Origin of the sequence: Acutalibacter muris (assembly GCF_002201475.1) — a bacterium.
GTDB classification, from domain to species: Bacteria; Bacillota; Clostridia; order Oscillospirales; family Acutalibacteraceae; genus Acutalibacter; species Acutalibacter muris.
Genome location: NZ_CP021422.1, coordinates 3,186,252 through 3,206,495, shown reverse-complemented (window position 1 = coordinate 3,206,495; position 20,244 = coordinate 3,186,252). Strand labels below are relative to the sequence as shown.

The following is a 20,244-nucleotide window of genomic DNA, read 5'->3' as shown; positions in this document are numbered from 1 at the left end:
TGCATTTACTGAAATTATACAGGAATCTTACCGGTTTTGCAAGGGGAATTTCACTCCCGCCACGGAAATCAGTTTTGGCCCGGGGGCACGCAAACTTGATTTCCCCGTCTCTCCGGGGACCATAAGCAGGAAGGCCGCGCACATAAGCGCAAGGGACGCGCCCCCTCTCCAACCGCCGGAGAGCTCCGGCCGGTAGATCCCGGCCATGACGGGGGCCGTGGAGGCGTTCTCCATGGGGGATATTACCCCCATAAGGGCGAAGGCCCCCGCCGAAAGCAGGCCGTGGGCAAGGCGGCAGAGAAGAAATAGGGGCGGACGTATGGGCGGCTTTCTGAACATGGCCAGCACCTGCAAGTGCACGCATACCCCCCCAAAGGCCAGCCCAAAGGCGAAGAACCCCGGCCCTATCCCCAGGGCCCTTGCGTCTCCTGTGCCGCCGGTGACCTCCAACAGGAAGGAGAGCATTGCCGCCCACTGGTTTGGGGTAAAGACCCCCAGCCGGGACAGCAGCCGCACCGCCCCTTGGAATATGCCGGCTTCATGGAGCAGGGCGGAGAGCCCCGAGAACAGCAGGAGAAAGGCGCACATCAAGAGCACGCTGCGTGCCGCTCCCTCTACCGAGCGGGTCAGGGCACCGGGGCGGCTCTCCATACGCTCAGCCCCGGGCTTATCAGGGCTGGGCAGAGGGGAGAAAAGCCCGGAGAGCACACCCAGGACCACCGCCGACAGGGTGACCGACAGGAACAGCCGCAGGCCCAGGGCCGGGCTGCCGAAGACCCCTATGCCAAGGTAGGTGACCGTGAAGGCCAGGCCTGGGTTCACACAGAACATGAGCATACGCCGGGCCTCCTTCTCCGTTATCCTGCCCTTTTCCAGCAGCAGGGAGGTCCCTCTGGCCCCGGCGGGATAGCCGCCTATAAGCCCCATGAGCACCGGCGCGGCACAGCAGTCCGGCAGGCGGAACAGATACCGGGCGCAAAAGCCCAGGGGCCTGGACAGCCAGAGGGCCGCCGAGGACTCCACCGCGAAGCCGCACAGGACCATAAAGGGGAACAGGGAGGGCACAAGAGCGGAGAGACAATATGAGAGGGAGGAGGCTATGCCCCCGGTCACGGCCACAGGCCAGAGCAAAAGGGCAAAGGTCAGAAGCAGGAGTACAAGGGCAGCGAGCATTGGGGGCAGCTCCTTTCGGGGTGAATATGGCGGGAGTGATTTTCATATAAGTATATTACCGAAGGGGGTGGCGATATGCAGGAAAAGCCCACAGGGGGCGGGGTGATAACCCTTACCGGCAACAGGAGCGCGGTGGTGGACGGCTGTGACGGTATATTGGACTATGACGGTGAAAAGGTGGTGCTGCGCACGGGGAGGCTTACGGTGCGCATAGGCGGCAGGGACCTTCGGCTCACCAAGCTTACAAGCAGCTCGGCCATGGTGGAGGGGGTCATCTCAGCTTTGGAATACAGTTATTAGGGGGACGCTATGCTGACACGTATATACCACTGGCTGTCGGGCTATGTGGAATTCCTGGTAAAAGGGGACGGCGCAAGGCTCTTTACCATGGCGGCAAAGAGGGGGCTTCTGCTCTGGGGGTTTCGCCGGGAGGGCGGGGCCGCCGGGGCCCGGATAAGGCCCGGGGAGTATAGGAGGCTGCGCCCCCTGTGCAGGCGGTGCGGAGCGGTGTGCCGGGTGGGAAAAAAGCGCGGCCTGCCCTTCCAGCTTGCCCGGCTCTGGGCGCGCAAGGGGCTGATAATCGGGGCCGTCCTTGGGGCGGCGCTCTACTGGCATATGTCGGGCTTTGTATGGGGCGTCTCCGTCTCCGGCACGGAGAAGCTGCCCCCGAACCAGGTGCTGGACGCTGCCAGGGACAGCGGCGTATATGTGGGGGCCCGGCGGGAGTATCTCAGGGCCGGGAACCCGGAGGGGAGGATACAGACCCTGCTGCCCGGGCTCAGCTGGGTCAGCGTGAACACCGACGGGTGCTTTGCGGACGTGGCGGTGAAGGAGGGCGTGGCAAAGCCGGAGAGGGAGCAGACAGGGGAGCTCTCCAACATCGTGGCGGCAAGGGCCGGAAGGATAGTGAAGCTGGAGGCCCACGAGGGCCGGCCGGAGGTGGAGCCGGGGGAGACGGTCTTTGAGGGTCAGCTGCTGATAGCGGGACTCTATCAGGAGCGGCTGGACCCCTGGGCTCCCCCGCCCCCGGAGCCCTATGAGAGGACCGGGGCCGCCCGGGGCAGCGTTACCGCCGAGACCTACCGGGAGTTCACCGTCCAGGTGGGTGGCACAAAGACCCTTGAGCGGGAGACCGGGCGGGGCTCTGAGCTGTGGCTCCGGGCCTTTGGGGCCGAGATACCCCTGGGGCTCTTTGGAAAGCCCCAGGGGCCGGTGAGGTCCTGGGAGGAGGCCTGGCAGTGGGAGGTGCTGGGGGTAAAGCTGCCTTTGGGGCTCCGGCGGCAGACCACCGTATACCTTGAGGAGCAGGAGCGGCCCCTCTCTGAGGAGGAGCAGAAGGCGGCGGCCCTCAGAAAGCTTCGGGAGGTCCAGAAGGCCCAGCTGCCACAGGGCAGCAGCGTAAAGAAGGAGGAACTGGAATTCACCTTCTCCGATGGGCTCTGCATACTCTCCGCCAAGTGCCGCTGCTGGGAGGAGATAGGGGTGCTGGAGAAAATCTTGGTGGAATAGCCCAAACATTTTGCGATATTTTTGGAGAACTTTCATAGGATTTGGGCTTGAACTTTTGGGTCGCTTTATGGTATAATGTTTTAAATAAAGCTGGTCTTTAGATACAAGCTTCAGATATAAAAAGCGCGAAAGGTAATTATAGAAATTGGAAGTGAAAATCGATCTTGACAGGATAGAGCAGGCTGCGGAGCTGTTCGGCAGCATTGACGGCAATATGCGGCTTATTGAGCATGAGTACGGCGTGGCCGTGGTGGTAAGGGACCAGGAGCTGAAGATAACCGGGGAGGACCAGGAGAAGGTGGACCGGGCCGCAAGGGCCGTCCGTAGCCTTATCACCCTTATCGGCGCGGGAGAGAGCCTTAGCGACCAGAACGTGCGGTACTGCATGAGCATGGTGGCCGAGGACAGCGAGGAGAAGGTGGCAAGGCTTGCGGGGGACTGTATCTGCATAACCGCCAAGGGCAAGCCCATAAAGCCCAAGACCGTGGGCCAGCGGACCTACTGCGACAATATCAAGAATAATACCGTCACCATAGGGGTGGGCCCCGCGGGCACCGGCAAGACCTATCTTGCGGTGGCCATGGCCGTGACGGCCTTTCGGGCCCAGCAGGTGAACAGGATAATACTGACCCGCCCGGCGGTGGAGGCCGGGGAGAAGCTGGGCTTTCTCCCGGGGGATTTGCAGCAGAAGGTGGACCCCTATTTAAGGCCCCTGTACGACGCGCTGTTCGATATGCTGGGGGCGGAGACCTACGCACGGTACGTGGAGCGGGGGAATATCGAGGTGGCCCCCTTGGCCTATATGCGCGGGCGGACCTTGGACGACAGCTTTATCATACTGGACGAGGCCCAGAACACCACAGGGGAGCAGATGAAGATGTTTCTGACCCGCCTTGGCTTCAACTCCAAGATGGTGATAACCGGGGACGTGACCCAGATAGACCTGCCCGACGGCAAGCGCAGCGGCTTGAAGGAGGCTGTGCGGGTGCTGCGGGGGGTGGAGGACATCGCCATATTCAAGTTCACCGAGAAGGACGTGGTGCGCCATAAGCTGGTGCAGGACATTATAAGGGCCTATGAGCGCGCGGCGAAGGCCAGGCAGTGAGAATCACCGGCGGCGGCCGGGGAAAGGATAGAGTAATATGGAGAAGATAAGGGTGATCATTTCAAACCGGCAGAAGCAGGTCAGGGTGCCCACCGGGGTGCGTATGCTTATCCGGCGTTGCTGCCACGCGGTGCTCCAGCTGGAGGGCTTCCCGGACCCGGCGGAGATAAGCGTAAGCTTTGTGGACAACGACCAGATAAAAGAGATGAACCGGCAGTACCGCGACAAGGACTCGGTGACGGACGTGCTGTCCTTCCCCATGGGCGAGGAGGGCAGCTACGACGTGAACCACGAGACCGGCGCGAAGATACTGGGGGACATTGTCATCTCCATTCCCAAGGCCATGGAGCAGGCGAGGACCTATGGCCACACCTTGGAGCGGGAAATAGGGTATCTGACGGCCCACTCCATGCTGCACCTGCTGGGCTATGACCACGAGGAGGGCGGTATGGCCCGGGTGCGTATGCGGGAGAAGGAGGAGCGGGTCATGCGGGAGCTGGGCCTGCCCGCCAGCGGGAGCTACGCCCCAGAGGAATGAGACCCGAGAAAAGGCGGAGCTTACTGCACAGCTTTAGGGACGCGGCAAGAGGGGTATGGCTCTGTCTTTGCTCTGAGAGGAATATGCGCATACACCTGACAGCCTGCGGGTATGTGCTGTTCTTCGCGTTTAAAATTGGCGTCAGCGGCGGGGAGTTGGCCTGTCTGCTGCTCTCGATGGGCCTTGTCACTGGAGCGGAGACCATGAATACCGCCGTGGAGAAGCTGTGCGACCATGTGTGTAAGGAGCAGAACCCCGGGATAGGCAGGGTCAAAGACCTGGCCGCTGGGGCTGTGCTGTTATGCGCGATTTTCGCCGCGCTTGTGGGCGGGGCAGTTTTGCTGCGCCCGGAGCTGTGGGCGGCCATTTTGGACATAGCCGGGACAGGCTGGAAGCTGGGGGCCTTTGGGGGGGCGGTGGCGGCAAGCTTTGTGCTGGTTTTTGTAGTGCCGCTCAAGAGGGAGTGAGGGAACGATGAGGAAAAGAGTGGGCATAGCGGCGGTTATACTGGTGTGTGTTATGATAGGCGCGGGGTGGCTTGCTGTGGTTAGCGGCGCGGAAAAAGACGGGCCGGTGATCTATACGACCCTTTCCATTGACAGAATTGCAGAAAAGTTTCATGATGAGGATGGGTACTATCTGACGGTCGCTTTGGAGGACTGGCTCATAGAAGACTATAATTTGTCTTATGACAGGATTACTTTTAAGACCGAACAGGAGGTCTATGATAAGGTGTCTCCGGGGGATATTTACGCCGGCGTGACCTTGAAGATAAGGGAGCCGGAGCAATGCTCGAACGGCGACATCCGGGCGGTGCTAAAGTGGAAGCGAAACGATTTGTGCGAGATTGTTTTATTGGGGCAAAAGGCCGGAACGTGAAGGGAGAATGTGCCATGGTGCGCGCGGCTGAGGGGGAGCACGGTATCACCCAGGAGGAGAGGCGCGCATATGAGGAGCGGTTCGCGGCGTTCCGGGAGTTTGCGGCGCGGGAGCGGGGCGCTATACTCAAGGCGCTTGAGGGATGAGATTTTTGACCGATAGTGAATGGAGGGTTTATGCCGCAGCTTAATAAAGGCGGGAAGTTTGTGTTCGGAAAGTCGCTGGTGCGGGAGGACGGGAGTCTCTGTCTGCCGCCACAGGCGGTGGAGGAGTATGATATCTGCTGTGAGGGGCGGGTGTATCTTTTTACCGGGGCCAAGGCTACCGGGGGGTTCTGCGTTACCAGAAAGGGATTGCTTTTGCCGTCGAAGCTCTCGCATATACTTGAGGATATGCGAGAGCTTCGGGACTATACCATTCCCGAGGGGGAGTTCGTGGGGTACAAGGGCAGGAGCTACTGTTGGCTGGCGGTGTCGCCGGGGGGCCGGCTGAAACTCACCGGCTCCATGCTGGAAAGGCAGAAAATCGCGCCGGGGGACGAGCTGATGTGCATACGCAGCAGCGATATCGCCTTTACCTTGGGGCACCACGGGCCATTGCTTGAGCGGGCTGAGAACTATCGGGGAGAGATACCCGTATACTAAAAATTTATATTATTAAAAAGGAAAACTATGGATAATCAAAAATCAGCATACATCGCCATTGTGGGGCGGCCCAATGTGGGGAAATCCACCATACTGAATAAGCTAATCGGGGAGAAGATAGCCATCGTTTCCAAGAAGCCACAGACCACCCGCACGCGGATAATGGGCGTGCTGACAGAGGGGGAGGACCAGCTGGTGTTTTTGGACACGCCGGGGCTTTTGAAGCCCAGGAACTCCTTGGGGGACTATATGCTGCGCTCGGTGACGGCGGCCATAGAGGGAGTGGACTCCTGCCTTTTGGTGGCGCAGGCGGGCGCACCTCTGTCCAAGGCCGACGAGGAGCTTATCGGGCGGTTCAAAAAGGGGCATATTCCGGCGGTGCTGGCCATAAATAAGACAGACCTTTTGGGGGACAAGACCCGGCTTATGGAGCAGATAGCAGAGTATTCGGGGCTCTATGACTTCGAGGCGGTGGTGCCTGTGTCGGCGGAGAAGGGCGACGGCATGGACGCGCTTCTCGATGAGCTGAAGGGACTGACCCTGCCGGGAGGATGGCTCTTCCCGGAGGACACGCTGACCGACCAGACGGAGCCTGTGCTGGCGGCGGAGCTGGTGCGGGAGAAGGCGCTGCGGCTTTTGGAGCAGGAGGTGCCCCATGGGGTGGCGGCGGTGACGGAGCATATGCAGGAAAAGGGGGAGCTTTTGGAGATACACGTGACCCTGTACTGCGAGAAGCCCAACCATAAGGGTATCCTGATTGGCAAGGGCGGGGAGATGTTGAAAAGGATAGGCAGCGCGGCCCGGAGGGACCTGGAGGAGTTTTTTGGGTGCAGGGTAAACTTGCAGCTTTGGGTAAAGGTGAAGGAGGATTGGCGGCAGCGGCCGGAGACGCTGCAAGGGATGGGGTTCTCCCTAAGAGACCTGGAGATATAAGGGGAGCGAAGGGTAAAAGTTTCGTCAACCTTTTCAAAGGTTGCGGAGTTTGGGGCAGAGCCCCAAGGTCTTGCGCGACAGCGCCAAAAGTGTACACAAAAAACTTTGGCTTTCCTTTCGGAAAGCCAATTTGCTTTACAGCTTCTTCTCACCCTCCACTCCCACGCACCCAATGCTCCCACACGCTGTCCGGGGGGCTCAGCTTGTCGAGCTCATAGTCGTGAAGATTCAGGGACATATTTATGCTTGTCCGATCAGCGGGCATATCCCCGCTCCCCCGGATACCCCTCGCACTCCTCAAGTAGCCCGGAGCCTGTGCCCCGGCCCCGGCGGCTCTCCACACAGAGCAAGGGTATAGGGCCGCTGTGCACAAACGCAAAGCCTACCAGCTTACCGTTTTCCCGGCGTTCAACTATATGCGCCAGCTCCGGCCTGAGCTTTGCGCTGAAAACCTCCGGGGTGGTGGGGTGCTCCGGAAAGCACTTCATGTATAGTTCATAGTATTCGTCCAGTCTTACCTCCCAATAATAAACAAAGAGGGACGCTCCCACGAGCGTCCCTCAAAATTCTTTCTTACTTCACCATGCTGGCGATCTCCTCGGCGAAGTTGTCCTCGCGCTTCTCAAGACCCTCGCCCTTCTCGAAGCGGGTGAAAGCCTCTATCCTGATGTCGCCGCCCAGCTCCTTGGCGACGCTGTCGGTGTACTGCTTCACGCTCATATTGCCGTCCTGCACATAGGCCTGGTCCACAAGGCAAATCTCCTTAAAGAACTTCTGGAGACGGCCGGTGACTATCTTCTCGGCGATATTGGCGGGCTTGCCCTCGTCCACTATCTGCTGGGTGAGGATGTCCTTCTCCTTCTGCACCCGCTCGGCGGGCACGGAGGACTCGTCCAGGTACTCGGGGTTCAGGGCGGCTATCTGCATGGCCACATTGTGGGCGTAGGTCTTGAAGCCCTCGGTAGCAACGATGCTGTCATCAACGGCAAACTTCACGATAACGCCGATGCGGCCCCCAGCGTGGACGTAGGAGGTCACAGCGCCCTCATAGCGGGCAAAGCGGCGGACCTTGATGTTCTCGCCGATGGTCTGTATCTTCTCGGTGAGCAGCTCGCCCACGGTCATCTCGCTGCCGGCGGCTTTGCTCTGGAGCAGAGCGTCCACGTCGGCGGGGTTCTCGGCGATGACGGTGTCGGCGGCGGTCTGTACGAAAGCCTGGAACTCGGCGTTCTTGGCCACGAAGTCGGTCTCGGCGTTGACCTCGATAACGGCGGCCACCTTGCCGCAGTCGCTTACCTTGGCGAAGGCTACGCCCTCGGCGGCTATCCTTCCGGCCTTCTTGGTGGCGGCGGCAAGGCCCTTCTCGCGAAGAAGGTCAATGGCCTTGTCCATGTTGCCCTCGGCTTCGGTGAGGGCCTTCTTGCAGTCCATCATGCCGCAGCCGGTCTTTTCGCGGAGGGCGGCTACGTCTTTGGCTGTGAAATTCATGGGGATTACTTCCTTCCTATATTTGGGGTGTTATAGTCATTTTCTGCGAAAATAACTATATTTTATTTCTTCTTTAGCGTTTTTTGGCGCTGTCGCGCAGGACCTTGGGGCTCTGCCCCAAACCCTGCAAGGGGCCTAACGCCCCTTGACCGCGCAACTTACTCCTCGGCGGGCTCTGCGGCCTCCCCGGCGTTCTCGTCCTCCTCGGCCTCCTCCTGGCGGGCGGCCGCGCCCATCTGACCCTCGCGGCCCTCAATGACCGCGTCGGCCATGGCGCTGGCTATCAGCTTAACGGCGCGGATAGCGTCATCGTTGCCGGGGATAACATAGTCTATCTCGTCCGGGTCGCAGTTGGTGTCGACAATAGCCACGATCGGGATACCCAGCTTGCGGGCCTCGCTTACGGCTATCCGCTCCTTGCGGGGGTCAACAATGAACAGGGCGCCGGGATACCCGCGCATCTCCTTGATGCCGCCCAGGTACTTCTCCAGCTTCTCTATCTCCAGCTGGAGCTTGGTGACCTCCTTCTTGGGCAGGAGCTCGAAGGTGCCGTCCTCCTCCATCTTGCGCAGCTGGGCAAGGCGCTGTATGCGGGTGCGGATGGTGGTGAAGTTTGTCAGCATACCGCCCAGCCATCTGGCGTTCACATAGTATGCACCGGCCCTCTGGGCCTCCTCCTTCACGCTCTCCTGGGCCTGCTTCTTGGTGCCCACAAAGAGGAGGTTCTTCCCCTCGGCGGAAAGGTCCCGCACAAAGTTATAGGCCTCCTCCAGCTTGCGCACGGTCTTCTGCAAGTCGATGATGTAGATGCCGTTGCGCTCGGTGAAGATATAGGGAGCCATCTTCGGGTTCCAGCGGCGGGTCTGGTGGCCGAAATGCACGCCGGCCTCCAAAAGCTGCTTCATAGATACTACTGCCATTTAAATTACCTCCTGGTTTTTCCTCCGCAGAAAAGAAATTTTCCGGCGTGCCGGGGTCCCCGGACCAGAGCCGTTTTCCTGCGTGTGTTTTGGCGACTAGTATTATACCACAAAAGCTGGGAATTTGTCAACGTATTTTCGCCCCCCAAAAAAGTTGCCGGAAACCACCGGATTTTTGAAAATACAGGTGGACTTTTCCGCAAATTATGTTAAAATATATATGATAAGAGATTTTGAAAAAGGGGGCGGAAATTTTTCTTAATGAAGGGCTTACCTTGGGAAGGGGCCCCGCGTCTATAAATTGTAGAGTGTTAAGAACGCGATCATAAGTAATATAATCGATAAAAAATAAATGTTGGGAAGGCGGGAAAGCAATGAAAGGTTCGGTCGGCATGGGAAAGGAAAACAGCGGGAGGATAAAGGGAATTATGGTGAAAAGGGGCCTTGCCCTGCTCGTTGCCGGGTGCGTGCTCACCGGGGCTCTTGCGGCCTGCGGCGGTGATAAGGATAAGGAAGATGACAGCAGCGCCGGGGTTTCGGGCGCGTCCGCTGTTATACCCATTAACACCCCCTCGCCGACGCCGCTGCCCACGGCCAAGGCCGTGCGGGTGGAGGTGGACGACTCCCTGAACGTGCGGGAGTCCGGCTCTACCGAGGCGGATATACTGGGCGTTGTGGAGAACGGCGACGAGCTGGCACTTCTCACGGACACGGCCCAGAACGGCTGGTACCAGGTGTCCTATAACGGCGGCACGGGCTATGTGTCGGAGGAGTACGTAAAGGTGATAGACGTGACCGTGGAGCGGTACAACGCCCTTAAAACAAGCGTGGCCGCCACGCCTACGCCGGAGCCCTCGGAGGAGCCCGGGGCCAGTGCCACGCCCGCCCCCACCACCGGCACGGGCACAGACACCGCGAACAGCGCCAGCTCCGACAACGAGGACGGCGAGTAAAATGGATGTGCTGATAGTGGGCAGCGGCCTTCTGGGCCGGGCTGTGGCGGAGCGCCTGGACAGCCTGGGCCATGGCGTGGCCGTGGTGGACGAGAGCCCGGAGAACCTCTCCCTGCTGCCACCGGGCTTCGGCGGGGTTACCTTTGCGGGCTTCCCCATGGATCTGAACGTGCTGAGAAGGGCGGGGATAGACAGCTGTGACGCGGTGGCCGTCACCACCGGGGACGACAACCTGAACATCGCCGTGGGCCAGATAGCCAAGCGGCTGTTCAAGGTGAAGTGGGTGGCCGCCAGGGTGGCGGACCCCGAACGGGAGGATATCTTCGACGGCGACGTGCGCACGGTCTGCCCCACAAATATGGCCTGCGACAAGCTGGTGACGGACCTGCTGTCCCGCCAGGAGAACAAGCGGGTGAATTTTGGCAACGCCACGGTCTCTCTGGAGCTGCGCCCGGTGGAAAGAAGGTACTTCGGCCAGTCCACAAACAATGTGGACCTGCCTGACTGCGGCATTTTCGCGGTGATAAGGGCGGACGGCGAGTTTGTCTTGAAGGAGACCGCCGGGGGCATCGCACTTATGGAGGGCGACGTGATGGTGATAAGCAGGAGGATAGACTGATGCGCATGATAGTTGTGGGCGGCGGGCAGGCTGGGCGCAGCCTTGCCCGCCTGCTTTTGGAGCGGCGGCACGAGGTGTGCCTTATTGAAAAGGACCGGGCCAGATGTCAAAAGCTTGCGGACGAACTGGACGCGGCGGTGTTCCCCGGGGACGGCAGCACTGTCTCTGTGCTGGAGGCCGCCGGGGCCAGGAGGGCCGACTGTGTTATGGCCGTCACAGGGGTGGACCAGGTGAACCTGATAGCCGCCCAGCTGGCGGCGGGGCACTTCGGAGCGAAAAAGGTGATAGCCCGGGTGAACGACCCCAGAAACGCCGAGACCTTCCGTTCCCTGGGAATAACGGACGTGGTCAGCAGCACGGAGCTGGTGGTGCAGCTCATAGAGCAGGAGGCCGACAGCGCCCATATGCACCTTATCGCCAGCCTGAACCAGGGCAAGGGGGAGATATGCTCCATGAACCTGCCGCCTGATACGGCCTGGGAGGGAAGGGCGCTGAAGGACGTGGACTTTCCAAAAGGCACCCTGGTGATATCCCTCATACGCCAGGGGAAGCTGACAATACCCAACGGCTCCACGGTGCTACACGCCGGGGACGAGCTAGTGGCCGTGGCCGAGGACAGGAGCCGCAAGGCGCTGCACAGGGTGCTGGGGGAGGTAAAATGAGCGTGGATAACAAAAAGACTCTGCTGGGCATAAAGCCCTTCCAAGAACTGACCCTCTGTGACGATTTTATCTTCTCGAAGGTCATGCGCCAGCCTGAAAACCTCAAGCCCTTTTTGGAGGGCCCGCTGCAAAAGAAGATAGCCCGAGTGTCGAAAATCTGAAAAAGATGTGGAATAACAAAAAATCAAAAACAATAACGATTCCTACTTTACAAATCCTGGAAACTGTGTTATAATATCCCTCGCCGGGGAGAGGAGTGGTGCGTGTGCCCAGGGGGCGGGAAAATTTCAGCAGGAAGCGGGAGGCTATCCTCTGCGCCCTGCGGGACACGGAAACGCACCCCACCGCAGAGTGGGTCTACCGGCAGCTGAAGCCGGAGTACCCGGACCTGAGCCTTGGAACTGTTTACCGAAACCTTGGGCGTTTTACCGAGACCGGCCAGGCGGTGAGCCTGGGGGTGATAGCCGGGCACGAGAGGTTCGACGGAGACACATCGCCACACGCCCACCTGGTCTGCGAGCGCTGCGGCGCGGTTATAGACGTGCAGGCTGAACTGCCCGGGGCGAGGGAGCTTGAGAGCATATCGGAGCAGAGCGGGTGTAAAATAGAGTCCGCAAGCGTCACTTTCAGGGGGCTGTGCCGGGACTGTTTGAAGGGCGTGCAGAGCGCCGGAGAGGAGAAGGACAGTGGAGCTGAAAAAAGTGACCTTTGAGAACATCGATCAGCTCATCGCCCTGGAGGTCCGGGAGGACCAGCGGGAGTTTGTGGCCCCAAACGTGCTCAGCCTTGCGGAGGCCTATGTGGCCGTAAGCGGCGGACACGCGGCCCAGCCCTTCGGGATATACGAGGGCGGCGGGCCGGTGGGGTTCGTGATGTTCGGCTATGGGAGCCTGGACGACCCGGACGAGCCCGAGAGCGCAAAGGACAGCTACTGCCTGTGGCGGTTTATGATAGATGAAAAGCATCAGGGGCGCGGACTTGGAAAGCGGGCCCTGGAGGTTTGCCTTGAGTACCTTCGGGAAAGGCCGCTGGGTCCGGCGTATAAGGTCTGGCTGAGCTATGAGCCGGAGAATACCGCAGCCCGGGGGCTCTATCATAAGTTCGGCTTTGTGGAGAACGGAGAGATGTGCGGCGAAGAGATAGTGGCCGTCAGAGATTTGTAAAAAAGCGCACGGTGTTATAGTTAACGCAGTTCAAAAGAGGTATGTCTCTTTTGAACTAGGCGGCAAAGCCGCCTAGCTTCAAAATCGGTAAAACCGATTTTGAAGTGCGTTTACTAAAACGCATAGGCGCTTTGAAATATCACATAATATATTCAAAATCAGGAGGAAAATTACCATGAAGTTTGTTTGCAGCGTATGCGGTTATGTCCATGAGGGCGACAGCGCCCCCGAGAAGTGCCCTGTCTGCGGCGCCCCCGCCGAGAAGTTCAACGCCCAGTCCGGCGATATGGCCTGGGCCGCCGAGCACGTGGTGGGCGTGGCCAAGGGCGTTGACGAGAAGATCGTCGAGGGTCTGCGCGCCAACTTCCAGGGCGAGTGCACAGAGGTGGGTATGTATCTGGCCATGGCCAGGGTCGCCCACCGCGAGGGTTATCCCGAGATAGGCCTCTACTGGGAGAAGGCCGCCTATGAGGAGGCCGAGCACGCCGCCAAGTTTGCCGAGATGCTGGGCGAGGTGGTCACCGACAGCACCAAGAAGAACCTTGAGATGCGCGTAGAGGCCGAGAACGGCGCCACCGACGGCAAGACCCAGCTGGCGAAGATGGCCAAGGAGCAGGGCCTGGATGCCATCCATGACACCGTCCACGAGATGGCCCGTGACGAGGCCCGCCACGGCAAGGCCTTTAAGGGTCTGCTGGAGAGGTACTTCAAGTAAAACATTATAGACGACAATCTTAGGAGGTTACAAAATGGACAAGTATGTATGCCCCTGCGGCTATGTGTATGACCCCGAGGTGGGGGACCCGGACAACGGCGTGGCCCCCGGCACTCCCTGGGAGAAGGTGCCCGAGGACTGGACCTGCCCTACCTGTGGGCTGGGCAAGGACGCCTTTGAGAAGGAGTAAAGCTTAAAAAAGGACGGCCTGCGCGAAGCTGCGCAGGCCGTCCTTTTTTGATGGATATCAGAACATATCAAAAGGCAGGGCCCGAAAGCCCTGCCTAAACGATCAAGTTATTTGGGAGCCTTAGGCTTGCGCGCGGGCTTATTGCGGGCGGGCTTAGCCTCTGCTTTGGGTGACTCCTTCTTTACGGGAGCCGGGGTGGTCTCCGCAACAGGTTCAGGTTTAACTTCGGGCTCCTGGGCCTTTGGCGCCTCCTCCTTGGCGGGGGCGGTTTCCTTCACGGCCCTGGGCTTGCGGGGAGCGCGCTTCTTGGGGGCGGGCGTCTCCTCCTTTGCCGGGGCGGGCTCCTTCTCCGGCTCCGCCGAAACAGGAACCGTCCTCCACTGCTGGCCAATGCCCTCCACGTCGTCCCATATCTGGGCGGGAGCTCCGTCGTCCTCGCGCATCTCGACGATATCCAGTACCTTGCCGGACTGGACGTTCATCAGTTTCTTATATTCGGCGGTGACCTTGACCCATTTCCAGACCTGGCTGCCGCCGTCCACATCGTCCCAGGTCTGGGCCCAGGAACCGGCCTCTGTGCTGCCGTGGGTAACGTCCAGCACCTTACCGTTCTGCTTGTTCACAAGCTTTACCGCGCGGCCCGGGGCCTTTACCTGTATCCATACCTGAGCGTCGCTGCCGTTGGGCTCAGCCTGTTCCACTATCTGGCCGTTATCCTGGCCGGTACTCTGTAGCGCTTTGCCGGTCCTGCGGTTCACTATAATAATCTCCTCGCGCTTTTCCTTAGCAGCCATACAAAATCTTCCTTTCCTCCGCACTGTACACAATATAAGCGGGCTTTCTGTTTATCAGTTTACGTTATGATACTATATATTATAGCCGCTCCTTGTGCTAATGTCAATCTTTTCCTTACAAATTTATGAATTAAGATATCTGTAAAAAATATTTTGGCTTTTTTTAATGGATTATCCTTGGAAACTGAGCGGATTAGGTGTATACTTAATATATAATAGGATAACAGGACCAGAACTTACCATTAAGAACAGCGAGGTACTATGGATATGAAGCACGTGAAAACGCCACCAGCCCAGACACCCCAGAGCACGAAAGCTGCGGGAGACTCTTTGGCCGCGAATATTCAGCGCTTTTACCCGGACCCCAGCGAGGGGCTCACCCCCCGGCAGGTGGAACAGCGCGTAAAGCAGGGCCTGCATAACGGCGACTCGGGGGTGCATACAAAAAGCGAGGGGCAGATAATCTGGGAGAACGTATTTACCTTTTTCAACCTTCTGAACTTCGCCCTGGCCCTGGCGGTCATACTGGTGGGGTCCCCCCGAAACGCGCTCTTTATGGGGGTGATCCTTTCCAACATAGTGATAGGCTCCTTCCAGGGGATAAGGGCCAAGCACACCATCGACAAGCTCTCTTTAATATCGGCCCCGAAGGCCGTGGCGCTGAGAGGCGGGCAGAGGCACACCGTGAAGGTGGAGGACGTGGTGCTGGACGACGTACTTATCTTTGGCGCCGGCAACCAGATATGCGCGGACGCCACCGTGGTGGACGGCGAATGCGAGGTGAACGAGTCGCTCTTAACCGGCGAGTCGGATCCCATTGTGAAGCAGCCGGGGGACCCGCTGCTTTCCGGCAGCTTTGTGGTAAGCGGCACCTGTTCGGCCCAGGTGGAGCATGTGGGGGCCGAGAGCTATGCCAACAAGATAGCCGGGGACGCCAGCTACATGAAAAAGCGCAACTCCGAGATAATGAACTCCATCGACTTCATCGTAAAAATAATCGGCTTTGCCATTCTGCCCATCGGCGGGCTGCTGTTCTGGAAGCAGTACGTGGTGCTGGGGGACACCATACAGAGCTCGGTGGTGAGCACCGTGGCGGCCATGGTGGGCATGATACCAGAGGGCCTTGTGCTGCTCATAAGCCTGGCCTTCGCGGTCAGCGTCATAAAGCTCTCCGCCCGCAAGACCCTGGTGCAGGATATGTACTGCGTGGAGACCCTGGCAAGGGTGGACACTCTCTGTCTTGACAAGACCGGCACCATCACCGAGGGCTCCATGCAGGTGGACGAGATAGTACCCCTGGAGGGTTTCACCGGGGACCAGATGGAGGAGGCTTTAACTGCCCTTGTGAACACCCTGACGGACAGCAACCCCACCTTTATGGCTATAAAGGAGTGGTTGGCGGACAGCCCGCCCTCCTCCTGGAGGGCGGCCCAGACCGTGCCCTTCTCCTCGGCCAGAAAGTGGAGCGGGGCCTATTTCCAGGGCCGGGGCTGCTACGTCATGGGTGCGGGGGAGTTCGTGCTGGGCGGGGCCTTCGGGCCCTATAAAGCCCGGGCCGAGAGCTATTCAAAGAACGGCCAGCGTGTGCTGCTGCTGGCAAGGGCAGACATGAGCTTTGACGATAAGTCTCTGCCAAAGGGCATGAAGGCCATGGGCCTGGTACTTATAAGCGACAAGATACGCAAGGAGGCCCCCCGGACCCTTAGGTTCTTCGCGGACCAGGGGGTGGACCTGAAGGTCATCTCCGGCGACAACGCCGTGACCGTGGCCAACATCGCCAGAAAGGCCGGACTTTCAAATGCAAATAAATACGTGGACGCCACCACCCTTCGCACCGAGGAGGACATAAAGCGAGCGGTGAAGGAGTACGCCGTGTTCGGGCGGGTGACTCCACAGCAGAAACTAGCCTTTGTAAAAGCCCTTAAAGAGGACGGCCATACCGTGGCCATGACCGGCGACGGTGTGAACGACGTGCTGGCCCTGAAGGAGGCCGACTGCTCAATAGCCATGGCCTCTGGCAGCGACGCGGCCCGCACCGTCTCAAACCTGGTGCTGCTGGACAGCAATTTTGCCTCTATGCCCGTGGTGGTCCAAGAGGGGCGCAGGTCCATAAACAACCTCCAGCGCTCCAGCTCCCTGTTTCTGGTAAAGACCATCTTCTCGGCCCTTATCGGGGTGCTGTTCATCTTCATCAACTATTCCTACCCCTTCCAGCCAATACAGCAGACACTGATAAGCTCCCTGACTATAGGCGTGCCCTCGTTCATACTGGCCCTGGAGCCCAATAACGACAGGCTGAAGGGTAAGTTCATCAACAATGTCATACGTATGTGTATTCCCGCCGCCCTTACAATGACCGCCAATATCGTGGCTCTCTGCGCCCTGGCGGCGCCCCTGGGGCTGACCACAGAGGAGACCTCCACCATGGCGGTGATAGTCACGGCCATGACCGGCTTTATAATGCTCTTTAAGGTCAGCGCCCCCTTTAACGCCCTGCGCGGCACCCTGTTCTTCGGGCTTCTGACGGCGTTCCTCTTGGCCTACAGCTTCTTCGGCGGTCTGTTCGAGCTCACTGCCCTGAGCCTCCCCATGCTCATCGCCCTTATGCCGCTTCTGATATTCGCTATAGTGTTCATGCTCGCCATGCTCCATCTGGTGGACCACGTGATAGCAAACTCACAGAGCCCGGTGTACCCCATAAAGATCCGGGACAGGATGAAAAGGAGAAAAGGACAATGAATCCAAATTTAGACCACACATTTTTTGTGGGCTGGGCCATAGCCGTATGCGTTTTGGCGCTGATATTCGGCGTCCTGCACCTTATCGCGGTGATAAGCGCCCTGCGAAAGGAGTACAGGCCCTCGCAGATAGTCATGCTGGTTTGCAGTATTATTGCCCTGCTGTCAGTGCCCGCCTGCCTCTGGGGCTGGCCGGGGAACCTGGACTCGCTGCTGATGGCGATAGGCGGCGGGGGAGTCTGCGGCGCGGCCTTCTATAATGGCCGCTCTGCGGCGGAGAAGTCCGGGGACAAGAGCTTATTTCATCTGTCCCACCATATTATAAGGTTTGTGTTCGTGTTGATTCTGGTGTTTAATTTTATCTGGGTATAAACTGTGTTTAAAAAATATAAAAACAGCTATCTAAGCTACATATTCCTATACGCGGGTTTTTACCTGGCCTTCGCGGCCTACAGCGCGGTGTTGTCGGTATATTTGACCGGCATTGGGAAAAACGACCGAGAAATGTCCCTGATACTCTCCTCGGCGGGGCTGTTCTCCCTGGGGCTGGTCCCGGTGCTGGGCTACATAGCCGACCGGGCCAAGAACCAGAAGCTGGTGGCGGCGGTCCTGCTGATATCCGCAGCGGCGCTGGGGTGGGTATTTTCGGCGGTGAACGGGCTGGGAATACTGTTCGCCCTGAACGGCCTTATCATGGCGGCGATGAACGGCCTGTCGTCCATATGCGAGCGCCTTGCCGGGGACAGCCGCTTCAGGTACGGGGTGCTGCGGGTATGGGGCACCCTAGGCTTTGCCGCGGGGGTTCAGGGGGCAGGGCTCGCCATAGAGCTGCTGCCGGGGTACGCGTTGTTTCTGCTGGTGGCGGCGGCCTGCGGGCTGAGCCTTCTGGGACTTCTGGGAGTGGAGCTGCGTCCAGCGGTAAAGGGCTCGGAGGACAGTGCGGAAAAGCCAAAGTTCTCCGCGCTTTTGGAAAACCCCCAGTTCTTTCTGTTTCTCCTGGCGGCGTTCATATTCTCCGGCTGCTCCGGGGTGAACATGAACTACTCGCCGGTGCTCCTCTCCGGGCTGGGGCTGCCCACCGGCATGGTGGGCACGGTGCTGTCCATAGGCACCATGGTGGAGATACCCCTTTTTCTATTCTCCAACAAATTCATGGACAGGCTCTCGGGGAAGGTGCTTACGGCGCTTGTATTTGTGCTGGCAATAGTCCAGTTTTCGGTGTACGGCCTGTCAAAGTCGGCGTGGCTGGTGATGGCGGTGGTGGTGCTTTTAAAGGCGGTCACCTCCACCCTCTACATGATGCTGACCCTAAAGATGGTGCGCTGTCTGATCCCGGCGGGGCTTACCACCACGGGGCTGGCGGTGGTGGGGGCGGTGAACAGCCTTGCGGGCATGGTCATGCAGAATGTATGCGGCTGGCTTGCGGGGGAGTGGGGCATAGGCTCCATGTACCTGTTCATGGCCGGGTGCTGCGTTGTGGGGCTGATAATCACCATGTTCCTGCGGGTGCGCAATACTGAAACTGTATTCAGTTAGGCTCGAGCGTTCTTAACAGCTTGTCTCGTGGGTGGAGGTCTCTGCAAGGGCTGGCGGGAAGGCGAAGAAGAAGCAGAAGGCCCGGGGCAAACGCCCTGGGCCCTCCGCTTGAAAAAGGAGATTATGAAAAAGAAAACTTGTACGCTTAGTTATTGGAGCCTGTATTGGCCGACAGTGTCAGCTCTATTTTCAATCCGCTCTCGCCGGTCAGCGGCCGGTCCACGGTGAGAGTCACCTTGTCGCCGGGCTTTTTTGTGGCAAGATAGGAGGAGACCGTATTCTCCGCCACTACCTGCGTGTCGTCGATAGCGGTTATGATGTCGTTGGTCTTAAGGCCCGAGGCCTTGGCGTTCTCCGTGACGGTCTCGCCCACACAGTAGCCCTGGGGCAGGCCGTAGAAGCTGGACATGGACCGGTTCACAAAGGCCCCGGTAATGCCAAGCATGGCCCTGTCGCGGACATAGCCGTACTCAATAAGGTCGCTGACGATGGGCTGTACCACCGTCGAGGGTATCGCGAAACCCATGCCCTCGTACTCTGTGGCGGCGATCTTTGAGGAGTTTATGCCCACCACCAGTCCGTTCAGGTCCACCAGCGCCCCGCCGGAGTTGCCGGGGTTTATGGCCGCGTCGGTCTGTATGCAGTTCACCACGAAACCGGTCTCTCCGTTGGTGACGGGGCGGTTCAAGGCAGAGACATAGCCGATGGTGACGCTGGAGTTGAACTGTAAGCCGCCGGGGTTGCCGATGGCCAGCACCTGGTCCGTCACCTGCAAGTCGTCGGAGCTGCCGAATTCGGCGGGGGTAAGCTTATCCTCGGTGTTCACCTTGATGACCGCCAGATCCGTCTGGGAGTCCTCTCCGATGAGCTCCGCCTCATAGCTGGTGCCGTCGGAGGTGACCACCGACAGGCGGTCGGCTCCGCTTATAACGTGCTGGTTTGTGACTATATAGCCGTCCTCAGAGAGAATTATGCCGGAGCCCTCGCCCGCCGGGGACAGTTCGCCGGACTTTTCCCGCTCATCGCCCATGCCGTAGAAGTAGCTGAAGAAGCCGTTCTGCTGCTCTATTATCTGATAGTTCTGCACGCATACCACGGAGGGTATTACCTTCTGTGCCACACCCTGGGTGGTGAGCCCGGATTTGGTGGCGGTGGGGGTGGCGCCCGCATCGGAGTCCACCCGCTTATAGAGGGTAAAGGCGGCGGTATCCTCCGCGTTTTCCGGGCTTTGAATATTCACAACGCCGTTCTGTATCATCCCGGCGAAGACTCCCACAGAGCCCAGGGACACCACCCCGCAGGCCAGCACCGCCGCCAGGGCCTTTACAAAGAACCTGCCGCCCTTTTTCTTTTTTTGGGCGGGCTTTGGCTGCTGGTAATAGCCCTGGGGCGCGCCCGGCCCCCAGCTGTAGCTGCTCTGCTGGGTCTGGGCCGGAGCCTGATAAGCGGGCGGGGTCTGGTACTGGGGGTACTGATAGCGGGGCGCGGCGGTCTGTGTGGTGTAGGGGAAGGCGCCGGTATTGGACTGGTTTGCGCTGCCGTATTCGGGAGCCGCAGGCTTCTGCTGTACGGTGCTCTCGCTTTCGCTTTGAGTGCTCTTGTTATCGTTATCATAGGTGTTCATAATATAGCCGCTCCTTTCGAGTTTTACTTGGGGTGCTTGTTGTTCCCTTGTTGTGACTATA

At 59.1% G+C, this 20,244-nt stretch carries 26 protein-coding genes; 20 read left to right on the top strand and 6 right to left on the bottom strand.

Features of this window, described 5'->3' with window-relative positions; all coding sequences use genetic code 11:
* Positions 1 to 27: 27 nt before the first annotated feature.
* On the bottom strand, positions 28 to 1,173 hold the full coding sequence (locus ADH66_RS16315) for a hypothetical protein (RefSeq protein ID WP_066538667.1): 1,146 nt from the start codon (positions 1,171 to 1,173) through the stop codon (positions 28 to 30).
* A 75-nt stretch (positions 1,174 to 1,248) separates the two neighbouring features.
* On the opposite strand from ADH66_RS16315, the gene ADH66_RS16310 reads away from it, so the two are divergent.
* From ADH66_RS16310 to era, 9 genes are all read left to right on the top strand, one after another.
* Positions 1,249 to 1,473 carry a YabP/YqfC family sporulation protein gene (locus tag ADH66_RS16310; RefSeq protein WP_066538669.1) on the top strand — a complete coding sequence of 75 codons (225 nt, stop codon included), beginning with the start codon at positions 1,249 to 1,251 and terminating at the stop codon, positions 1,471 to 1,473.
* Positions 1,474 to 1,482: 9 nt separating this feature from the next.
* Positions 1,483 to 2,682, top strand: coding sequence for a sporulation protein YqfD (locus ADH66_RS16305; protein ID WP_066538671.1), 1,200 nt, complete (start codon positions 1,483 to 1,485; stop codon positions 2,680 to 2,682).
* Positions 2,683 to 2,827: 145 nt separating this feature from the next.
* Positions 2,828 to 3,787: a PhoH family protein gene (locus ADH66_RS16300; RefSeq protein ID WP_066538675.1), complete on the top strand. Its 960-nt coding sequence runs from the start codon at positions 2,828 to 2,830 to the stop codon at positions 3,785 to 3,787.
* A gap of 37 nt (positions 3,788 to 3,824) precedes the next feature.
* Positions 3,825 to 4,325 (top strand): rRNA maturation RNase YbeY, encoded by a 501-nt coding sequence (gene ybeY / locus ADH66_RS16295; protein ID WP_066538677.1) that lies wholly within the window; start codon positions 3,825 to 3,827, stop codon positions 4,323 to 4,325.
* Complete coding sequence (locus ADH66_RS16290; protein ID WP_084384414.1) at positions 4,322 to 4,792, top strand: diacylglycerol kinase family protein; 471 nt, start codon at positions 4,322 to 4,324, stop codon at positions 4,790 to 4,792. The genes ybeY and ADH66_RS16290 overlap by 4 nt, the downstream gene beginning before the upstream one ends.
* Positions 4,793 to 4,799: 7 nt before the next feature.
* The gene (locus tag ADH66_RS16285; RefSeq protein WP_066538683.1) at positions 4,800 to 5,204 is read left to right on the top strand and encodes a hypothetical protein; all 405 of its coding nucleotides are present in this window, start codon (positions 4,800 to 4,802) and stop codon (positions 5,202 to 5,204) included.
* On the top strand, positions 5,201 to 5,350 hold the full coding sequence (locus ADH66_RS20215; protein WP_157130655.1) for a hypothetical protein: 150 nt from the start codon (positions 5,201 to 5,203) through the stop codon (positions 5,348 to 5,350). Before ADH66_RS16285 ends, ADH66_RS20215 begins: the two co-directional genes overlap by 4 nt.
* A gap of 30 nt (positions 5,351 to 5,380) precedes the next feature.
* Positions 5,381 to 5,848, top strand: a complete 468-nt coding sequence (locus ADH66_RS16280) for a hypothetical protein (RefSeq protein WP_066538685.1) — start codon at positions 5,381 to 5,383, stop codon at positions 5,846 to 5,848.
* A 27-nt stretch (positions 5,849 to 5,875) separates the two neighbouring features.
* Complete coding sequence (gene era / locus ADH66_RS16275) at positions 5,876 to 6,781, top strand: GTPase Era (protein ID WP_066538687.1); 906 nt, start codon at positions 5,876 to 5,878, stop codon at positions 6,779 to 6,781.
* Between the two features lie 254 nt (positions 6,782 to 7,035).
* Here era and ADH66_RS16270 read toward each other — a convergent pair whose 3' ends face one another.
* From ADH66_RS16270 to rpsB, 3 genes are all read right to left on the bottom strand, one after another.
* Positions 7,036 to 7,332: a GNAT family N-acetyltransferase gene (locus ADH66_RS16270; RefSeq protein WP_157130656.1), complete on the bottom strand. Its 297-nt coding sequence runs from the start codon at positions 7,330 to 7,332 to the stop codon at positions 7,036 to 7,038.
* Between the two features lie 22 nt (positions 7,333 to 7,354).
* Positions 7,355 to 8,269, bottom strand: coding sequence for a translation elongation factor Ts (gene tsf / locus ADH66_RS16265; protein ID WP_066538689.1), 915 nt, complete (start codon positions 8,267 to 8,269; stop codon positions 7,355 to 7,357).
* Positions 8,270 to 8,427: 158 nt separating this feature from the next.
* Positions 8,428 to 9,189, bottom strand: coding sequence for a 30S ribosomal protein S2 (gene rpsB / locus ADH66_RS16260; protein ID WP_066538690.1), 762 nt, complete (start codon positions 9,187 to 9,189; stop codon positions 8,428 to 8,430).
* Between the two features lie 392 nt (positions 9,190 to 9,581).
* Between rpsB and ADH66_RS16255 the strand changes: the two genes are divergently transcribed.
* The 8 genes from ADH66_RS16255 (at position 9,582) to ADH66_RS16225 (ending at position 13,491) form a co-directional block, all read left to right on the top strand.
* On the top strand, positions 9,582 to 10,142 hold the full coding sequence (locus ADH66_RS16255; RefSeq protein ID WP_207653006.1) for an SH3 domain-containing protein: 561 nt from the start codon (positions 9,582 to 9,584) through the stop codon (positions 10,140 to 10,142).
* Between the two features lies 1 nt (position 10,143).
* Entirely contained in the window at positions 10,144 to 10,761 is a 618-nt protein-coding gene (locus ADH66_RS16250; RefSeq protein WP_066538697.1) for a potassium channel family protein, read from the top strand.
* Positions 10,761 to 11,423, top strand: a complete 663-nt coding sequence (locus tag ADH66_RS16245) for a potassium channel family protein (RefSeq protein ID WP_066538700.1) — start codon at positions 10,761 to 10,763, stop codon at positions 11,421 to 11,423. Before ADH66_RS16250 ends, ADH66_RS16245 begins: the two co-directional genes overlap by 1 nt.
* Positions 11,424 to 11,425: 2 nt before the next feature.
* A complete protein-coding gene (locus tag ADH66_RS20210; RefSeq protein ID WP_157130657.1) occupies positions 11,426 to 11,584 on the top strand; it encodes a hypothetical protein in 159 nt (52 codons plus the stop codon).
* A 98-nt stretch (positions 11,585 to 11,682) separates the two neighbouring features.
* On the top strand, positions 11,683 to 12,135 hold the full coding sequence (locus ADH66_RS16240; protein ID WP_236757086.1) for a Fur family transcriptional regulator: 453 nt from the start codon (positions 11,683 to 11,685) through the stop codon (positions 12,133 to 12,135).
* Positions 12,110 to 12,586: a GNAT family N-acetyltransferase gene (locus ADH66_RS16235; protein WP_066538703.1), complete on the top strand. Its 477-nt coding sequence runs from the start codon at positions 12,110 to 12,112 to the stop codon at positions 12,584 to 12,586. Before ADH66_RS16240 ends, ADH66_RS16235 begins: the two co-directional genes overlap by 26 nt.
* Positions 12,587 to 12,761: 175 nt before the next feature.
* Positions 12,762 to 13,301 (top strand): NADH peroxidase, encoded by a 540-nt coding sequence (locus tag ADH66_RS16230; protein WP_066538704.1) that lies wholly within the window; start codon positions 12,762 to 12,764, stop codon positions 13,299 to 13,301.
* A gap of 34 nt (positions 13,302 to 13,335) precedes the next feature.
* Positions 13,336 to 13,491: a rubredoxin gene (locus tag ADH66_RS16225; RefSeq protein ID WP_084384415.1), complete on the top strand. Its 156-nt coding sequence runs from the start codon at positions 13,336 to 13,338 to the stop codon at positions 13,489 to 13,491.
* Between the two features lie 107 nt (positions 13,492 to 13,598).
* Here the strand turns inward: ADH66_RS16225 and ADH66_RS16220 are convergent, their stop codons facing one another.
* Positions 13,599 to 14,285: an RICIN domain-containing protein gene (locus tag ADH66_RS16220; protein ID WP_066538706.1), complete on the bottom strand. Its 687-nt coding sequence runs from the start codon at positions 14,283 to 14,285 to the stop codon at positions 13,599 to 13,601.
* 267 nt (positions 14,286 to 14,552) lie between these two features.
* On the opposite strand from ADH66_RS16220, the gene ADH66_RS16215 reads away from it, so the two are divergent.
* Genes ADH66_RS16215 through ADH66_RS16205 form a run of 3 tightly spaced genes read left to right on the top strand, consistent with a single transcriptional unit; the run spans position 14,553 to position 18,559 of the window.
* A complete protein-coding gene (locus tag ADH66_RS16215) occupies positions 14,553 to 17,024 on the top strand; it encodes a cation-translocating P-type ATPase (RefSeq protein ID WP_157767227.1) in 2,472 nt (823 codons plus the stop codon).
* Complete coding sequence (locus ADH66_RS16210) at positions 17,021 to 17,395, top strand: hypothetical protein (protein WP_066538710.1); 375 nt, start codon at positions 17,021 to 17,023, stop codon at positions 17,393 to 17,395. Before ADH66_RS16215 ends, ADH66_RS16210 begins: the two co-directional genes overlap by 4 nt.
* Positions 17,396 to 17,398: 3 nt before the next feature.
* Complete coding sequence (locus ADH66_RS16205; protein ID WP_066538712.1) at positions 17,399 to 18,559, top strand: MFS transporter; 1,161 nt, start codon at positions 17,399 to 17,401, stop codon at positions 18,557 to 18,559.
* A gap of 145 nt (positions 18,560 to 18,704) precedes the next feature.
* Here the strand turns inward: ADH66_RS16205 and ADH66_RS16200 are convergent, their stop codons facing one another.
* Positions 18,705 to 20,183, bottom strand: a complete 1,479-nt coding sequence (locus ADH66_RS16200) for a S1C family serine protease (protein WP_066538713.1) — start codon at positions 20,181 to 20,183, stop codon at positions 18,705 to 18,707.
* Between the last annotated feature and the right edge of the window lie 61 nt (positions 20,184 to 20,244).